Origin of the sequence: Flavonifractor hominis (genome assembly GCF_040095835.1) — a bacterium.
GTDB classification, from domain to species: domain Bacteria; phylum Bacillota; class Clostridia; order Oscillospirales; family Oscillospiraceae; genus Flavonifractor; species Flavonifractor hominis.
Genome location: NZ_JBBMFT010000001.1, coordinates 615152 through 631878, shown reverse-complemented (window position 1 = coordinate 631878; position 16727 = coordinate 615152). Strand labels below are relative to the sequence as shown.

At 53.8% G+C, this 16727-nt stretch carries 16 protein-coding genes; 10 read left to right on the top strand and 6 right to left on the bottom strand.

Annotated elements, in window-relative coordinates; all coding sequences use genetic code 11:
- Window positions 1–20 precede the first annotated feature (20 nt).
- Window positions 21–884, top strand: a complete 864-nt coding sequence (locus WMO45_RS03240) for a TRADD-N-associated membrane domain-containing protein (RefSeq protein WP_349139213.1) — start codon at window positions 21–23, stop codon at window positions 882–884.
- 703 nt (window positions 885–1587) lie between these two features.
- A complete protein-coding gene (locus tag WMO45_RS03235; RefSeq protein WP_349139212.1) occupies window positions 1588–2127 on the top strand; it encodes a hypothetical protein in 540 nt (179 codons plus the stop codon).
- 225 nt (window positions 2128–2352) lie between these two features.
- Here WMO45_RS03235 and WMO45_RS03230 read toward each other — a convergent pair whose 3' ends face one another.
- Entirely contained in the window at window positions 2353–3519 is a 1167-nt protein-coding gene (locus WMO45_RS03230; protein ID WP_349139211.1) for an MFS transporter, read from the bottom strand.
- Between the two features lie 148 nt (window positions 3520–3667).
- Here WMO45_RS03230 and WMO45_RS03225 point away from each other — a divergent pair, with 148 nt between their 5' ends.
- Both WMO45_RS03225 and WMO45_RS03220 read left to right on the top strand, forming a co-directional pair.
- Complete coding sequence (locus tag WMO45_RS03225) at window positions 3668–4102, top strand: MarR family winged helix-turn-helix transcriptional regulator (protein ID WP_349139210.1); 435 nt, start codon at window positions 3668–3670, stop codon at window positions 4100–4102.
- A 101-nt stretch (window positions 4103–4203) separates the two neighbouring features.
- Complete coding sequence (locus tag WMO45_RS03220; protein ID WP_349139209.1) at window positions 4204–4674, top strand: GNAT family N-acetyltransferase; 471 nt, start codon at window positions 4204–4206, stop codon at window positions 4672–4674.
- Between the two features lie 168 nt (window positions 4675–4842).
- Here the strand turns inward: WMO45_RS03220 and WMO45_RS03215 are convergent, their stop codons facing one another.
- The 4 genes from WMO45_RS03215 to WMO45_RS03200 all read right to left on the bottom strand — a co-directional run bounded on the left by WMO45_RS03215 (window position 4843) and on the right by WMO45_RS03200 (window position 9576).
- Window positions 4843–5142, bottom strand: a complete 300-nt coding sequence (locus tag WMO45_RS03215) for an AtuA-related protein (RefSeq protein ID WP_349139208.1) — start codon at window positions 5140–5142, stop codon at window positions 4843–4845.
- 27 nt (window positions 5143–5169) lie between these two features.
- Entirely contained in the window at window positions 5170–6516 is a 1347-nt protein-coding gene (locus tag WMO45_RS03210) for an acyclic terpene utilization AtuA family protein (RefSeq protein ID WP_349139207.1), read from the bottom strand.
- Between the two features lie 49 nt (window positions 6517–6565).
- Window positions 6566–7930 (bottom strand): CitMHS family transporter, encoded by a 1365-nt coding sequence (locus WMO45_RS03205; protein ID WP_349139206.1) that lies wholly within the window; start codon window positions 7928–7930, stop codon window positions 6566–6568.
- Window positions 7931–8223: 293 nt separating this feature from the next.
- Window positions 8224–9576 carry a sigma-54 interaction domain-containing protein gene (locus tag WMO45_RS03200; protein WP_349139205.1) on the bottom strand — a complete coding sequence of 451 codons (1353 nt, stop codon included), beginning with the start codon at window positions 9574–9576 and terminating at the stop codon, window positions 8224–8226.
- Window positions 9577–9678: 102 nt separating this feature from the next.
- Here WMO45_RS03200 and WMO45_RS03195 point away from each other — a divergent pair, with 102 nt between their 5' ends.
- Window positions 9679–10551 carry an EamA family transporter gene (locus tag WMO45_RS03195; RefSeq protein WP_349139204.1) on the top strand — a complete coding sequence of 291 codons (873 nt, stop codon included), beginning with the start codon at window positions 9679–9681 and terminating at the stop codon, window positions 10549–10551.
- 80 nt (window positions 10552–10631) lie between these two features.
- Here the strand turns inward: WMO45_RS03195 and WMO45_RS03190 are convergent, their stop codons facing one another.
- Window positions 10632–11423: an IclR family transcriptional regulator gene (locus WMO45_RS03190; RefSeq protein WP_349139203.1), complete on the bottom strand. Its 792-nt coding sequence runs from the start codon at window positions 11421–11423 to the stop codon at window positions 10632–10634.
- Window positions 11424–11619: 196 nt separating this feature from the next.
- On the opposite strand from WMO45_RS03190, the gene WMO45_RS03185 reads away from it, so the two are divergent.
- The 5 genes from WMO45_RS03185 to WMO45_RS03165 all read left to right on the top strand — a co-directional run bounded on the left by WMO45_RS03185 (window position 11620) and on the right by WMO45_RS03165 (window position 16718).
- A complete protein-coding gene (locus WMO45_RS03185) occupies window positions 11620–12411 on the top strand; it encodes a 2-keto-4-pentenoate hydratase (protein WP_349139202.1) in 792 nt (263 codons plus the stop codon).
- Between the two features lie 14 nt (window positions 12412–12425).
- On the top strand, window positions 12426–13247 hold the full coding sequence (locus WMO45_RS03180) for a 2-keto-4-pentenoate hydratase (RefSeq protein ID WP_349139201.1): 822 nt from the start codon (window positions 12426–12428) through the stop codon (window positions 13245–13247).
- A 22-nt stretch (window positions 13248–13269) separates the two neighbouring features.
- Complete coding sequence (locus WMO45_RS03175; RefSeq protein ID WP_349139200.1) at window positions 13270–14211, top strand: flavodoxin family protein; 942 nt, start codon at window positions 13270–13272, stop codon at window positions 14209–14211.
- A 146-nt stretch (window positions 14212–14357) separates the two neighbouring features.
- Window positions 14358–15500 carry a DUF819 family protein gene (locus WMO45_RS03170; protein ID WP_349139199.1) on the top strand — a complete coding sequence of 381 codons (1143 nt, stop codon included), beginning with the start codon at window positions 14358–14360 and terminating at the stop codon, window positions 15498–15500.
- A gap of 60 nt (window positions 15501–15560) precedes the next feature.
- Window positions 15561–16718 (top strand): hypothetical protein, encoded by a 1158-nt coding sequence (locus WMO45_RS03165; RefSeq protein ID WP_349139198.1) that lies wholly within the window; start codon window positions 15561–15563, stop codon window positions 16716–16718.
- The last annotated feature ends 9 nt before the right edge of the window (window positions 16719–16727 follow it).

The window sequence follows — 16727 nt, the reverse complement described above, 5'->3', positions numbered from 1 at the left end:
CATGATATAGAGAAGTTACAGTGCTGGTATCTTATGATAAACTTCCCAAAATTCTCATCGACAAAAAGATGAAAAGCTTGGAGTTAAAGGATGTATCAGGCATTAGTTTTAATGTCTTAAAAGACAGTCAATGGGAGACAAAAGCTATGGAAGAAAAATCAGCAAATATTGGTGCCAATAAATCTGAACACAAGGTGCAAAAAAAATCTGAAAGAGATAGAAATGGTGTAATAGGTGGGCTTGTATTTGGCATCCTTCTAGCGTTTCTTGCTTATTTAATATATGATAAAATATTTGATTTTCCAATTGGACAGATACTGGTGTATATAACGGGATTTTTAGCGTTTGTTTGCTTTATGGTATCTGTAAGTTGTTTCTTTGATTTGAAAGAGTCAAAAAAACTGGAGAAATTAGAAGAGGAAGCTCGTAGAGAGGAAAAAGAATTTTCGCAAATAGATCCTGAGAAAAGGGCTTTGAGAGCAGAAAAAATGTTTAGAATGAATCAAAAGGAGTTAATGAGATATTATGATATGAATTTAGCTCAAACAAAATTTCTTTCTGGACTTGGCATTATGATGATTATATTTGGTATAGTGATAGTAGGAATAACCCTGTATATGTATATGTCGATTGAAACGGATAAGGTTCTGTTAGTGGTAGGGAGTTTAAGCGGAATCGTTGTAGATTTTATTGGAGCAGTTTTTATTAAGATGTATACCAAAAATATAGAAGCAGCTGTTAAGTTTCATGCCAAATTTGCAGAAAGTAACAATCTTTTGCTTGCAAACTCAATTGCCAATAAAATAGAGGATGTTAAGATTCGAGAAACTACTTTATCAGAGATATCCAAAAATATTATATTGTCAAAAAATATAGTGGAGTAATGGCAACATCATGGCAACAAAAAATCAGATAGCCTCTACTATCTGAATAATGAAAATAATGCCAATACCCTGAACTAAATCCCATAAGCAAATCTGTTTAGAAAATTTCTGACAGGAGCGAGTGGGAATAAAAAATCAACACCGGAAACCCTTGCTGCATCAGGGTTTCCGGTGTTTTTTTGTGCCCGCTGAGTGCAAATTGAGTTCACTTTTCTTTACTTTATGAGGCGTTCTGACCGAGACGCCGTTGCTGGTATCCAGCATACGATTGGCTCGCATGAGTTCAAGCGCATTCAGTTCCATCTGGCCATAGAATTTGAGAATATCTTCCGTGTACTTGCCACCGCTTTTCTCCACGTGCAGCAAATCATGGAGGAACTGGACATTTGTGACTACACTTTGAGTACAATTTCTCAGAAACTCTGTGTTTTTAAGTAAGATCCGATAATGTAGCAAGCCGCTATGTTGATTTACCAATCATTTTGTACGGCATATGTTGACATGAGATGAGAAATGTTTGGTATTAAAGTTGCAAAATAAAGGACCTCTGATGTATAATAAAAATGCTTCTCACAGTAACTCAATCATATTTTATTCTAGGACATGAAGTTGTCTTGTCCTATGTACTTTATATGGCAACAAGGTTTATACGGTGTCCTTACTTTTTTACACCGCAAATCAATTTATTGAGGAGAAGGCAAAAATGAAGGCCAGACGTTTTCTAAGTCTCATGTGTGCTTCCTGCATCGTGTTTTCTATGGCTGTTGGGGCAAGCGCAACATCCATCGAAGATGATCCTTATTACTGCGGTGTAGATTGGAGTCAGGTGGACACCTCAATGTGTATATCTGGAACCGAGTATCACCGTTATGAACAGCCTTCTACCTCGTTACTGAGTGCAGACAGGGCTGCGTTCAGTGGCTGGGTAAAGGGAGTCCCTGCAAATGCTTCTCTGGGTACCAGTCAGTACGCACTTGTAACTGACTTAACTTTTGAGGAAGGTGAGTCCGGTACTGTCGAGGTCACCTTTACCGATTCCCAAGATCTGAGTAAGTCTGATGTGAACATATCCATTTACGACAAGGACGATCAGCTTATTACGGACTATTTTTCCCTTGCCTATAACAGTAAAGCTCCTGTCACCGCGTTGTTCCACATTGATCCTACCCATGAGTACGATCTTTTTATCAGCCATCAGGGAACCGGCTTACAGAACGAGCGAATTGTTGTAAAAGTAGGATAATTTGAGGTGTGTGCAAAGAGTGTCTCTCATGGGGAATTCCCCACGAGAGACACTCTTTTCTCCTACCAATCATTTGAAATGTCACAAACCCGCATCAATACAGGAGTTTTAGCCTATAGAATAGGTAAAACCACCCCGCTGAATTTATTGTTCAGCAGGGTGGTTTTTGTTTGCCTTTTTCTGTCCGATTGGAGAAGGTGCAAACTTAAATAGGGACTCATGGTGTTATGTTCTTCTTAACTTGCGGTAATACCGATCGGTGTAAGCCATATAGATACCTCCGCCGATTCCGTATGCAATAGCGGTCAAAGCAAACCCCACAGGAAGTCCAATCGGCTCCTGAAGGAAGCCCATCAGGAGGGAACCGATTCCGATCCCGACATCGTAGGAGAGCATATAAGTGGCGTTTGCCACGCCACGCCTCGGAGCGGGAGTTGTTCCGGTGACAAAAGACTGAAACAGTGGCTGCAGAATCCCGTATCCCAGTCCGAAGAAGAAACCGGCTGCAAGCAGGTGAATTCCGGATGACAAGAAGATATAACTGGCCATGGTAAGGATCAGGATTACCAGACTGGCGTAGACCAGAATACGATGTTTGCCGGCGTCGATCATCTTTTGTGTGGAAAGCTTGGAGCACAGCATCCCGGCGACGAGACAGATGTAGAAGTAGGGGAGAAATGCTGTGAGTTGTTTTTCCTGGGCCAGGATAGAGGAATATGCAATCACAGCGCCATAAGGGATCATCAGGAACATCATATTAAACATAAACGGCAGCGCAGGGACGTATATAGTGTCCTTGATAGAAAACTTTTTTCGTTCTACCTTTGGGTAGTGTATACGGCAGCAGGATACACAGACCAAGGCGGCTACCGTAATGGCAAAGATGGTGAGAAAGGATGCCTTGCTGCTCATGTGGTTCTGTACCTGAATCCCGACATAAGGACCAACCGCCATGCCAATGGATACCGTAAAGGCAAACCGACTGATGCCCTCGGTAATCTTTGTAGGAGGGAGGACGTCGCCGGCCAATGTCATAGTAGCGGATCCGCACACGGAATATACCGCGCCCATATAAAGGCGGATGAGGATGAGCACCCCAAATATAGGGAAAGCAATAAAGGCCGGGAACGACAGGCAAAACAGGGCAAGAAAGACCAGATAGACACGATAACGATTGAAGTTATCCAACAGGTATCCAGCCACTGGACGAAACAGAATCGTCGCGACGGACATGGCGGTCAGTACGATTCCAATCCCAGAGCCGGTAATTCCAATCTCCTGGCAATAGACCGGGATGATGGGAATGGATGCGTAAAAGGCGGCCAACACAAGCAGGTTGGTGAGGAACAGAAGCAGAAATCTTCGGTTCCAGATGGTATCCTTTGTTTCCATATAAATAAACCTCCTCTGTCTGTAACAAAAGAATATAGTGGCAATTGCCACTATATTAACATAGCACAGTTGTTCTCCTGCGTCAAGAACTGGTTGCAAGTGCCACCAAAATGGACTATAATCAACATGCGAAAAGGAGGTATGCACGGTGCCTTATATCATGGACAGCCCCTTTAAGTCGATATCCATTTTGTATCGAAAATCGCACATTTGGCTCAACAGCGGCTGTGGAGGGTATGGACTTACCGCTGCACAGGCGGTCGTTATCCTGATCGTGTGTGATTTTGAGAAACTGACGCAGGACGAGATCACAAAACGGCTTTCGCTGGACAAAAGTGTCATTGCAAAGACGGTTACAAAGCTGGAGGAAAGCGGATATATCCTGCGTGGTACCAATGCAAGGGATAAACGGACCTATGATATCTGCCCCACGGAAAAAGCGTGGGCGGTGTATCCATTCATCAAAGAGCAGATTGAGGAAGGTTTCCGCCGTATGACGCAGCAGATGACAGATGCCGAGCGGGAGGAATTTAAGCGGTTGCTGGCAGTGGCTGCAGCGGCGGCGGTAGCGCAGGAGGATTGAGCGCGCAGGGGTGGTGCCTCCTGAGCAGAACTTGACGAAAAGAGAAAAAATTTCTATAATGAAGGCGATTGCAGAGGCTATGCTCAGATAGGAGGTCTGTCATGACGGAAGAGGTCAAAATCGTCCATTTGGCTGACGCGCCGGAGTATATGGAGGAGGTCTCCCGCTGGCTGTGGCTGGAGTGGGCCAAGGCGGACGGATATTCCCTGGAAGAGATTATTTACCGCACCAGGTATGCGTGCCAGCGGGATACGATCCCGCAGATGTTGGTGGCAGTCTTGGAGGGACGTCCGGTAGGGGTGGTGTCGCTCTGGCTCAATGATCTGAAGACCCGGCAAGACCTGTCACCCTGGATGGCGACGCTGTATGTCAAAGATGAGGAGCGGAACCGGCACATCGGCCAGAAGCTGCAGCAGGCCAGTATCGAAGCGGTTCGGGCCCTGGGATGCTATCCGTGCCTCTACCTTGTCACAAAGCTGGATGGCTACTATGAGAAGACGGGCTGGGTTTTTGTGGACAAGGCCCCGGCAGGACAGGGAACGTTTGAGCGTATTTATCGTTATGATCTCTGAGGCATGCGCTTTATTTTGCGCCTGCCAGGCACTTGGTGCCTGGCAGGCGTTTTTTGCTTATTTGCAGATGTAAGGAATGTGGTCTATGTCATTTCCGAGCGCAGTGGAACAGAGGAGAAAAAACAGCGGCCCGCTGCCAGGCAGCGGACCGCTGTTTGGGGAAAGGGATCAGATTTCCATATCCAACAGATAGGAGGACAGGCCCTTGCCGTGCATATCCACGGACAGGGAACGGGTGACGCCTCCGCCCAGAGCGGCATACATCACGAAGTTGAGGGCGTGGATATTGGGCAGTTCATAGCGGACCACCTCGCCCTTGACCATGCCCTTGAAATGCTCTTTCACACGCTCGGGTGTGACTTTCTCCTTGAGCAGCTCATAGTCCTTGGGGTCATAGGCGATGAGGGAGATGTTGGAGATGTTGCCCTTATCGCCGGTACGGGAGTGTGCGAGGTCCCAGAGTTTCATAGTAAATGCTTCCTTTCTGTCCCAGAATCAGACGGTAAAGATCTCGGCTTCGGGCTTGACATCGTAGCGGCTGACCAGGATAGAGGCCACAGAGACGATGTCGCGGGTGCGCTTGACGGCGCCGCAGCCGCCGGCGGGGCCGTTGGTGTACAGAGCCTCCACTTCGTTGCCGATGAGGTCGGCCTCGGCCTTGGTTTTGGCGCGGCCGGATACCCGCACCCGTACCTCGCTGGGCTCCTCATTGTACTTGTAGTCAGGATTCCAATACAGGCTGTTGCAGCCGATCAGGTCAAACTTCAGCTCGTCAAACACGCCGGGCGCGACCAGCTCCAGTCGCTCTTTGATGATATCCAGGGCCAGCTTACCGCGGTTGACGCAGCCGGGGCCGCCATAGCTGATCTCACCGTCACCGATGAAGCAGTCGCGATAGCCGATGGAGCACTTGAACGTTTCCGTCTTGGGCTTGCCGGTAATGCCCTCCACTTTTACCATGTCTTTACCGATTTCGGTGAACTTGATCTGTTTGCAGTCGGCCACCACATCGGGGGTCAGATAGTTTTCAGGGTCATGGATCTCATAGCAGATCTGCTCAGAACAGGTCTCTACAGTGACCATACCGCCGGCCTCGGGTACCTTGGTGACAAAGAAGGAGCCGTCCTCAGATACCTGGATGATGGGGAAACCCAGGTGGCCCAGGCCGGGCACATCCTTCTTGCCGGGCTCGGCGAAGTAGCCGCCGGTGACCTGGCCGCCGCACTCCAGCAGGTGGCCCATGATGGTGCCCTTGCCCAGCTTGTCCCAGTCGTCAAGGGACCAGCCAAACTCGTGGATCATGGGAGCCATAAAGATGGCAGGGTCGGCCACGCGGCCAGTGATGACCACATCGGCACCCATGTCCAGGGCTTTCAGGATGCCCTCCACGCCCATATAGGCGTTGGCGGAGACGATCTCACCGGGGAGCTTGGACAGCGGCTCGTGGGTCTCCCACACCTCGGTGTCCATATACTTATCGATAACGGGCAGCAGATCGTCGCCGGTGACACAGGCGATCTTCATGCCGGTGAGGCCGTGCTTGCGGGCGATCTCCACACATTTCTGAGCGGCGGCCTGGGGATTGGCGGAGCCCATATTGGTGATGAGCTTCACCTTGTGCTCCCAGCACAGGGGGAGCGCCTTCTCCATGCGGTGCTCCAGAAGGCCGTTGTAGCCCTTGGTGGGGTCCTTCAGCTTGGCCTGCTGGCCGATGGCGATAGTGCGCTCGGCCAGGCACTCATAACTGATGTAATCCAGATTGCCCTTCTCAATAAGCTCCAGGGAGGGCTCCAGGCGGTCGCCGGCGTACCCGGCGCCGCTGCCGATGCGGATGCTTTTCATACAATGACTTCCTTTCTGAACAAGAAGGTGGATGGAGCGATTGGAATGATCAGATGGTAATGCCGCCGGTGACCACAGCAACCACCAGCATGATGATGGAGATCAGCCACACCATGGGGATGGTCTTCTTCTGGTGCTCACCCAGGTCCACACCGGACAGACCTACCAGCAGGAAGGTGGAGGCGGTGAGGGGGGAGACAGGGAAGCCGGTGGTCATCTGACCCAGGATAGCGGCCTGACCCACATTGACGCCGGCTACGCCGAAGCCCTCAGCGGTCTGAGCCAGCACGGGCAGCACGCCGTAGTAGAAGGAATCGGGGTCAAACAGCAGGGAGGCGGGCATACCGATGATACCCACGATGACGGGGAAGAACTGACCCAGGGAGTCGGGGATGAGAGCGGTCAGGGCGTTGGCCATTTCGGTGATCATACCGGTGCCCTTCATGATGCCGGTGAAGCAGCCGGCGGCGAAGAGGACGGAGCACATCATCAGGCACTCCTTGGCGTGGGCATCCACCCGGGCCTTGGACAGCTTGACGCTGGGGTAGTTGATAACGGTAGCCAATACGTAGAATACCATAAAGACCACGGCGGGAGCGAAGCCGGAGAACAGCAGAGAGATGATGGCGGCGATGATGAGGATGATGTTGATGGGGAACAGGTGGGGCCGCAGCAGAGCCTTCTCCTCGTCGGACAGCTCGGCCATGGTTACCTCAGCACTGCCAAGAGCAACGGTACCAATGCGGGCCTTCTCACGGCTGCCCAGGAAAGCGGAGAAGATGACCACACATACCAGGCCCACGATGACAGCGGGGAGGATGGGCATGAACAGTTCGCTGACTACATCCACACCCAGCGCGGTGGCGGCGCGGATCGTGGGGCCGCCCCAGGGAAGGATGTTCATGGTGCCGGCGGCCATGGCTACGATGGTGGCCAGAGTGGTGCGCTTCATGCCGACCGCATCATACAGGGGCACCAGGGGGGGTACGCAGATCAGGAAGGTAACGGCGCCGGAACCGTCCAGATGGACAGCCATGGCCAGAATGGCGGTGCCGATGGCGATCTTCACCGGATCGGTGCCCATGAATTTGGTGATGCCGCCGATGATGGGGCGGAACGTACCGGCATCGGTGAGGACGCCGAAGAACAGAATGGAGAAAATGAACATGACGCCGGTGGCGGCCACAGAGCCGATACCGTCAGAGCCGGTGATCATGCCACCCAGACTCTTAAAGTTGGCCAGAAAGTCCACGACGCCTTCGGTGGAACCCTCCGGGACAACCTGGATGAAAGCACAGGCGATGATGCCGGTGACCACGGGGACCGCGATCAACGCCACCAGGGGCGAGGCTTTCTTGGTCATGATCAGGATCAGCATGACCAGGACAGTGATGAAGCCGAGTGCTGCTAACATGGATGTACCTCCTCTAATTTCCGGGACGCGGCCCGGAAGATATGCAATCCTCTCTTATCGATTGCGCTTACAATACGACGCAAACCGCATGCCAACTCTTGCTCTGTATAAAAAATTCCCGGAATATCTTGTGGGACAAGACATCCGGGAATGGCGGCATTAAAAGAAGGGGAGGAGTAAATTCTAAAAAATTAGAAATAAGTCGAACGATGGAGGAAAGAAAAAGATGGAAGAGATTGAAATAGCAAGGATTCTAAAATTCTAGAAGTGAATTCTAAAAAACTGGAATTTGGTTAGGAGCGGTTTGCTGAGAGTTTGTTGTACAAGCTGGCCAAGGAGATACCAAGTTGAGCGGCGGTTTTTTTCTTCCCTTCCAGGGAAGAGCCGTTGCGTTCTAAGAGGTTCAGAATGACCCGTCTTTCAAATGCGCTGGTACGCTGAGCGAGGGTGAGGCCGGCTGTCTCGCGGATGCGGGTCAAGTCATTGGGAAGGGCCTCGCGGTCGATGACACCGGAGGGGGTCAGGTAGGCGGAAAACTCCAGCACGTTGCGCAGTTCCCGTACATTGCCCGGCCAGTTGTGAGCCTGGAGACAGCTCACCGCGTCCTCCGTTAATGTAAAGGGGCGGTGAAGTTTGTGTGAAAAGTCCTCCAGAATAGAGCGGGCCAGGGCTGGGATATCTCCCGGCCGTTCCCGCAGGGGAGGGACATGGATGAGAAATGTACTCAGGCGGTAATAAAGGTCCTTGCGGAATTTTCCGTCGGCCACATATGCCTGCAGATCGGCATTACAAGCGGCAATGACCCGCACATCCACATCCACCTCTTTAATGCTTCCAACTGGGCGGATGGTGTGTTCCTGCAGAGCCCGTAGTAGCTTGGCCTGGAGTCCGAGGTCCATCTCTGAAATTTCATCCAGGAACAGAGTACCGCCGGCAGCGGCCTCAAACAGGCCGATCTTTCCGCCGCGCTTAGCACCGGTGAAAGCCCCTTCCACGTAACCGAACAGTTCGGATTCCAGGATATTGGCGTTAAAGCTGGCGCAGTTGATGGCCACAAAGACTCCGTCCCGCCGGTCGCTGGCGTTATGAATGGCCTGGGCGTAGAGCTCTTTGCCAGTGCCGCTCTCACTTTCCAAAAGCACGGTAGCATCGGTGGCCGCTACCTTCTGGGCCAGTTCCTTTACTTGAAGAGTGGCGGGGCTGACCGCCGTGATATCGTCAAAGGTATAGCGGGCGCCGTTTGCCTTGTTGATGCGGCGGAGCAGCTGCTGGCTGCGGGCTTCCACAGCCTCCAGTTCCTCTTTGGCCTGATAGGCATCCTCCAAAAAGGTCACCACGGAAAGACCGCCGGTCAGTATGCCATCCTCATAGATAGGGTAGAGGTTGACAAAGTAAAAATCCTTGATCTCCTGTCGGGTGATGTGCAGAATGGGTTTGCCTTCCTTCAGAACTTCGGGCAGACGGGCCCCCGGACGCAGGTCCCGCAGATACTTCCCTTCAATATGATCCAGTGGCTCTCCCAGTTCCTTGCGCAGAAATTCCAAATAGGCGCGGTTGCAGAATACCAGCCGGCCCTCGGTATCGATAATGGTGATACCTTCCCGCATGGCATCGAAAGCGGCTCTCGCCCCGGCATTCAGATCCATAATGTGCCTCCCCCTTTTTGTCCATGTTGATTATACCCCGCTTGTCAATGGCGGAAAAACGCGCTATGATAAGGGGCGCAAAATGGGAAGGAGAGACGAACAATGGCGTGGCTTTTGGCGGCGGTGCTCTCGGCTTGCTTTGCTGGCATAACATCCATACTGGCCAAATGCGGGATCCGGCAGACGGATTCAGATCTAGCCACCGCGCTGCGGACGGTAGTGGTGCTGCTGTTTGCATGGATCATGGTGCTGGTTGTCGGATCGGGTGGTACCATAGGAGCGATTACTCCACGGTCATTGCTCTTTCTGATCTTGTCGGGGACAGCTACAGGTGCCTCCTGGCTGTGCTATTTTAAGGCGCTTTCGATGGGGGACGTCAATAAGGTGGTCCCCATTGACAAATCGAGCACGGTTCTTACGGTCCTGCTGGCCATCATCTGCTTTTCCGAGACTGGCCATCTGGCCGTCAAGCTGGTCGGGACGGTTTTGCTGGCGGCGGGCATTTTCCTGATGGTGGAGCGGAAAGCCGAGCAAGGAGAAACGAAAACAGGCCGGGCGTGGATATTCTACGCCTTTGGTTCAGCGATATGTGCAGCTCTTACCTCCATCCTGGCGAAGGTTGGCATATCCGGCGTGGAGTCCAACCTAGGTACGGCCATCCGGACCAGTGTGGTGCTGGTACTGGCGTGGCTGGTGGTTTTCATGCAGGGAAAGCAGAGACAGCTGAGGTATTTGCAGCGGCAGGAACTGATTTTTATTCTCCTGTCTGGCCTTGCCACAGGTGCCTCCTGGCTGTGCTATTACTATGCCATCCAAAACGGTGTGGTCAGCGTGGTGGTTCCCATTGACAAACTCAGCCTGGTCATCACAGTGATTTTTTCCAGGGTAGTGTTTGGAGAGCGGCTTAGCCGCCGGGCGTGTACCGGCCTGTGCCTGATGGTGGCCGGTACGCTGATGATGGCCATCTGGAGCTGATGACAAGGGATGAATCTATATCGGTTTGATCGAAGAAAAGGCGGGCGCTTTGGCGCCCGCCTTTTTCTATTATTCGTATGTTATAGGGCAAGATCGGTATAGCCCAGATTGGCGGACATGTATTTCCCCATGGCAAGGATATCCTCCAGCAGTTTTTTCTGATGCTTTTTTACAAAGGATTCGCTGCCGCGGATGCTGATGGCCCCAGCCAGGTGCCGACCGGAAGAAAACACCGGGACGGAAATGCAGTGGAAGTCGGTAAACAGATCACCGTCCAGAATGCAGTAACCCTGATGGCGGATTTTCAACAGCTGTTCTTTCAGAATCTCCGGGTCGGTTACCGTATTTTCTGTGTACCGGGTCAGTGTGGCCTGCTGGAAAAAGGCAGTACGGAACTCCTTGGAGCTATTGGCCAGCAGGACTTTTCCTACCGCAGTCGCGTGGAGGGGGAACGCAGTACCAGGCGACACAAAGGATTCGTTTGAGCCCAAAATGCTGAGATAGATTCCCCGCATAGAGGTGCCGAATCCGCCCAGACTGATGTTGCAGGCGGGGTATTTCTGGAGCAGGGGCAGGCAGCACAGCTCAAAGACGTGGGTGACGGGATTGCTGGTGCGGTACAGCGTACCCAGTTCAAAGAGTTTGCTGCTGAGCACATACTTCCCACTCTCATTTTTTTGCAGGTACTGCCGGTATTCCAGTGTGCGCAGCAGATTATAAGTGGTGACCTTGTTCAGCTTAAGACGTCGGCTGATCTCCGGTGCGCTTTGGGGTGAGCCAAAGGAAGCCAGAAATTCCAGAATATCAAACGCCTTATCCAACGAACTGTTGATGGGTACGGCCGGCGGCTCGGAAGAGAGATTTGTACTCAAAAAAATACCCCCTATTCCAATGCGGCTAGGCCGCTTATGGTTATATTAACTATAGCATACCATGTTTTTAATGTCAATTTACCGAAGTGTGAGTAAAAATATATAAAAAACTCAGTTTAAAATTTTAAACTTTTTAGATAAAATTATTGATTTTAAGACAAAAGAAGAATAACGTTAAGTCAAAGGAGGCGTGACCATGGTATTGACAAATGCACAAATTTTAGAACAGGGGCGGTTGCATTTTGAGGCGATTCGGACACGTGAGCTTTTGACGCCGCCCAGTTACCTGTATCCGGATATGGGATATGACGATGCGTATGCCATCGCCAGCGCCATGGTAGAGGAATACAAGCGGGCAGGTTACACAGAGTCGGGCAAGAAGGTTGGCTTGACCAGCAATGTCATGCGCAAGCACGCGGGCATCGAAGAGCCGGATTACGGCATTTTGTTCCATGAGCTGTGCTACGCCAATGAGAGCGAGCTGCGTCACGACGCCTTTGCCAAGCCCAGGGTGGAGGCAGAGCTGTGCTTCAAGCTCAAGCGGGACCTGGTAGGGGAACATATCACGGCCGATGAGGTGCTGGCCGCCACAGAGTATGTGGTCCCTGCGCTGGAGATCGTGGACATCCGCCAGAAGGTGGACCGGCCTCGGAAGATTTATGACACGGTGGCGGACAATGCATCCTTTGGGGCGTATGTGCTGGGGGACACACCCATCCGGCCCTATCAGGTGGATCTTGGGCTGGTGGGGTTTGTCTTTGAGCACAACAACCGCCAGACGGAGGTGTCCTGCGGGGCGGCGGTACTGGATCATCCGGCCAATGCAGTGGCGTGGCTGGCGGCCCGTTTCACCCAGCTGGGTAATCCCCTGAAGGCGGGGGAGATGGTGATGTCCGGCTCGGCCATTACCATTCTGGATGCCGCACAGGGCGACCACTTCCGCTGTCGTTACGGCCGTTTCGGCGAAGTGTCCGTCCAGTTCGTGTAAAGGAGGTTGAGGCAATGAGTGCATCCTATGAACTGCTCAATGAGCTGGCGGAGCGCTCCCTGCGGGGAGAGCGGGAGATCCGCTCCATCGCTCCGTTTTATACAGACTATCCGGAACTGGATGTCCACGACGGCTATGCCGGACAAAAGCTCCGTCTGCAAAAGATGGAGGCGGAGGGCCACAAGCGCGTGGGCGCCAAGCTGGGCGGCACCAGCCTGGCCAAGAGCCGGCAGATTCAGACCGACCTGAGTGCCGGCACCTGGACGCCCCGGAAGGCACCCACCTGCGGTATACTGATGGACTATATGCAGATCGAGGGAGAAGAACTGGTCCTGGACGAGCTCATCCACCCCAAGCTGGAGGCGGAGCTGGCCTTTGTTCTGGGAAAGGAGCTGTACGGGCCCTTTGTGACTGCGCCGGATGTGATGATGGCTACGGCGTATGTGGTTCCGGCCTTCGAGATCATTGACAGCCGCTTCCACAACTTTAAAATGGGCGGTAAGGCCGATGCCATCATCGACAACATCTCCGCCGCCCGCTTCAAGCTGGGCAATGTGTTCCGTGAGCCGCTGGAAGTGGACATGATCGGCATGGGCGTGCGCACCAGCTTCAACGGGCAGATCACGGGGCACAGCGCCGCCGGGGCGGTCATGGGACACCCGGCCCGCGCCGTGGCCTCTCTGGCCAAGACCCTCTATGAGGAAATGGGGCTGGGTCTGCCGGCAGGGTCCATTATTCTGACGGGGGCCATCTGTGCCTCCCACGTGCTGACCCGCGGAGACGAGGTGGTCTCAGATTTTGAGGGAATGGGTTCTCTGCGGCTGAGAGTGGTATGAGCGGCACAAGGAAGGTGAAAGCATGAAAATACTTGGCATTTCCGGCGGAACCCCCAATGGAAACAACGACGCCATCTGCAAGGAGGCGCTAATGGGAGCGGCTGAGTGCGGGGCAGAGGTGGAGTTCATCCGCCTGCTGGATCTGGATCTGAAGCACTGCACCGGCTGTGCGGCGTGTATGCGGAGCTTGAACGCCGGCCAGGGCGGCGGATGCCCGATCCAGGACGACTTTGAATGGCTGAGAGACAAGATTCTGGACGCGGACGGCGTGGTGTTCTCCATGCCGGTGTTCGAAAAGGGCGCCGCAGGCGTCTTTCATACGATCCTGGACCGGTTTGGTCCCCGGCATGACCGGGGCACCAACCTCACCGGCAAGCGCATCGCAGAAGAGAGGGGTGGCACACCTCCAGACCCCAGAGTACTCAAGGACAAAGCGGTAGCCTTCCTGGGAATGGGCGGGACCGACTACACCAGCCGTTTTCAATGTGACTGCGCCATGCTGGCATCTCATCTGATGTGGAGCGTGGTGGAAAACCGGGTCTATCAGTGGACCAAGCTGTTTGCCATGGAGGACGAAAAGGTGGCCCACGCCCATGAAACTGGAGTCCGGCTGGCCAAAGCGGCGGCTGATCCGACCCACGGGACTTATTATGGCGACCCTGGCATGTGCCCCCACTGTCACAGCCGTAATTTTTACCTCAATGATGCCGCCGACAAGGCCATCTGCTGCCTGTGCGGGATCGAGGGCCGACTGGAGATCCAGAACGGCCGGCTGCGGTTTCTCTTTGATAAGGAGCAATTGGAACGGGCCAGTGATACCCTGGAGGGCAAGCTGCGCCATGCGGAAGATATCAAGCACAATCAGGCGGTGCGCCGGGAACAGATGAAGACCGAGGCTTTCCGGCAGCGCCAGCAGCGCTATCTCACGTTTATCCATCCCACGACTCCGGCTTCCGGCCGGTAAGGCATACCCCAAAGCGCGCTGTGTACGTCGGCGGAGCGGGGCGTATCTCTCCGCGCCCCGCCCTTCCCGTCGGCCGAAGGAGAGACGGCCGCCGGGAAGGCGCGTACAGAAGATAGAACGTCAACGTTGCGGAGGAGAAATGGAACATGATTACAAACACGTGGCTCGTTTGGGCAATGATCGTCGGTTGGGCCGGCCTCTCCATCTGGCTGGCAAACAACACACGGGTAGGTAAGTTTTTGGGATTTGTCAATATGGGCCTGCTGGGCGGTGTGGTCCTGTCCAACATCGGGGTAGCGCCCATCACCTCGGACGCATACAGCATCGTGGACAATTACTTTGTGCCAATTGGAATCGTGCTGATGCTGTTTATGTGCGATTTGCGCAAGTTGGGAAAATGTGGCCCGAAGGTGGTTGGGGCCATGGTGCTCAGCGCGGCAGTGATCTTCCTTGCCTGTATGGGCGGTGCTATGATCTTCGATCTGGGCGATGAGACCTGGAAGTTCGCGGCCATCTCCATCGGCGATTTTGTGGGCAACATGCAGACAGCGGCCGGCGTGGCCACCAGCGTGGATATCTCCAGTGAGAATATGACCTTCTTCACTGCTGCTACTGCCATTCCCTGGGTCGTGTACAGCCTGCTGGCCTACATGGTGGGTAAGTCCTTTATCCCCAAGTTCCTGGTGAGCTATAAGGACGTGGATACCGGCATGAAACTCACCGCTGAAGAGCACGCCGCCGCTCTGGAGAAGCTCAACCGGAAAGAAGTCATGCTCAACATCAACGAGACTGCAGTGGTGCTGGGCGCGGCCGTTGCCATTGCCGGCATTGGCAACTGGCTGGGTGAAGTTACCGGGTTCTATTCCATCGTTTTCTATGCCACCATCGGCATTCTGGTGGCCAATTTCACTCCCATCCACAAGTGTGTAGTCAACGACTATCTGGCTACGCTGATCTTTGCCATGTATATGTTCAAGACCGGCTGCGGCGCCCACTGGAGCAAGATCGCCTCGGTGCCCTGGCAGCTGTTCCTGTACCTGATCTTTATCTATGTGGCCTCCGCGGTGCTGCTGATCCTGGTCAGCAAGCTGATCCGGATGCCCTGGGAGTACGGCCTCATGGCTCATATGGCCTGTATCGGCGGCCCGGTCTCCACTCCGCCGCTGGCTAAGCTGTACGGCTGGAGCGACCTGGTACTGCCCGGCATCATCATCGCGGTGCTCGGCCAGGTGGCCGGATCCTATCTGGGTGTATTCGGCGGCTCGCTGCTGCGCATGATGGGATTCTAAAATCATATGCGCCGGCCCGGACAATACGTCCGGGCCGGCGGACAGAAAGGGTGTCAAACTATGGCATTTATTGTACATTGCTATGATCTGCTCATCAAAAACGGTACGGTGGTGGATCCGGCCAACGGAATCCACAAGAAGATGGACATCGGGATTTACGCCTCCCGCATTGCCGACGTCTTTGAGCCGGGGACCCTGCCCGGTAAGATCTGTGCTGCCGAGGTCATCGACGCCACCGGCATGACGGTGGTGCCCGGCCTGGTGGACGGACATGCTCACGTCCTGCCTGGCCTGCGCTTCAGCTATCCGATCAAGGAGCTGTGGAAGCGGGGCATCACCGCCTGCATTGACATGGGCAGCCAGAGTACGGCCACCTTCAATCGCACGCGCCACCTCATCGACGAGGCGCCCTGCGTGGTAAACGCCTGCCTGGGGCTGTCCGACATGTCGGAAACCCAGGGCGAGATCCCCCGCTATACCCTGCTGGACCGGGAAGTGGACAAGGAGAAGATGAAGGAGCTCTTTGAGATCCATGGGGATGTGCTGGTGGGCGTCAAGGTGTTTATCGGCCACAACGACTCCCCCGGCGCCGAGCTGACCCACGCGGTGATGAAAAAGGCCCGGGAGGTCTGCGATTACGTGGGCTGCCGGATGTTTGTGCACGTGGCCAACCCGGACGTGAAGCTGCCTGAGCTCATCGACTACTTCCAGGCCGGGGACAACTTTACCCATACTTACAATAAAGGCAACATTCTCAACGAGAAGGGCGAGGTCTATCCGGAGGCGTGGAAGGCCAAGGAGCGGGGCGTGCTGTTTGACTCGGCCCGCGGCTCCCGTAACTGGAGCGCCGAGGTGGCCAAAACGGCCTTTGCTCAGGGCTTCTATCCCGACGTGATCACGGACGACCTCACCTGCCTGAGCAACGATCCCAACACCAGCCGCCTGACGGTCCACATGGCAGAGTGTATGGCCATGGGCATGTCCTTTGAGGATGTGCTGTACCACGCTACCAATGTCCCGGCCAGCTATATGAAGGGGGTAGAGGTGGGCATCCGCCGGGGCCTGCCCGGAAACATCACCATCCTGGAGGTGCAGGAGGGCCCCCACGAGTTTGTGGACGCCTTCGGCGTGCACTACACCGGGGAGCATTTCATCGTGCCCAAGGCTACCATCCTGAAAGGCAAGGTCATGTACAACGAGATCAAGACCGATTATTAAAAGGTTAAA

Coding starts and splice junctions, on each gene's coding strand:
- WMO45_RS03210 (WP_349139207.1), bottom strand. CDS start 6,516: ATGAAAAGCATCCGCATCGGCAGCGGCGCCGGGTACGCCGGCGACCGC.
- WMO45_RS03200 (WP_349139205.1), bottom strand. CDS start 9,576: ATGGATCTGAATGCCGGGGCGAGAGCCGCTTTCGATGCCATGCGGGAA.
- WMO45_RS03165 (WP_349139198.1), top strand. CDS start 15,561: ATGGCATTTATTGTACATTGCTATGATCTGCTCATCAAAAACGGTACG.
- WMO45_RS03215 (WP_349139208.1), bottom strand. CDS start 5,142: ATGAAACTCTGGGACCTCGCACACTCCCGTACCGGCGATAAGGGCAAC.
- WMO45_RS03185 (WP_349139202.1), top strand. CDS start 11,620: ATGGTATTGACAAATGCACAAATTTTAGAACAGGGGCGGTTGCATTTT.
- WMO45_RS03175 (WP_349139200.1), top strand. CDS start 13,270: ATGAAAATACTTGGCATTTCCGGCGGAACCCCCAATGGAAACAACGAC.
- WMO45_RS03220 (WP_349139209.1), top strand. CDS start 4,204: ATGACGGAAGAGGTCAAAATCGTCCATTTGGCTGACGCGCCGGAGTAT.
- WMO45_RS03180 (WP_349139201.1), top strand. CDS start 12,426: ATGAGTGCATCCTATGAACTGCTCAATGAGCTGGCGGAGCGCTCCCTG.
- WMO45_RS03235 (WP_349139212.1), top strand. CDS start 1,588: ATGAAGGCCAGACGTTTTCTAAGTCTCATGTGTGCTTCCTGCATCGTG.
- WMO45_RS03205 (WP_349139206.1), bottom strand. CDS start 7,930: ATGTTAGCAGCACTCGGCTTCATCACTGTCCTGGTCATGCTGATCCTG.
- WMO45_RS03195 (WP_349139204.1), top strand. CDS start 9,679: ATGGCGTGGCTTTTGGCGGCGGTGCTCTCGGCTTGCTTTGCTGGCATA.
- WMO45_RS03230 (WP_349139211.1), bottom strand. CDS start 3,519: ATGGAAACAAAGGATACCATCTGGAACCGAAGATTTCTGCTTCTGTTC.
- WMO45_RS03170 (WP_349139199.1), top strand. CDS start 14,358: ATGATTACAAACACGTGGCTCGTTTGGGCAATGATCGTCGGTTGGGCC.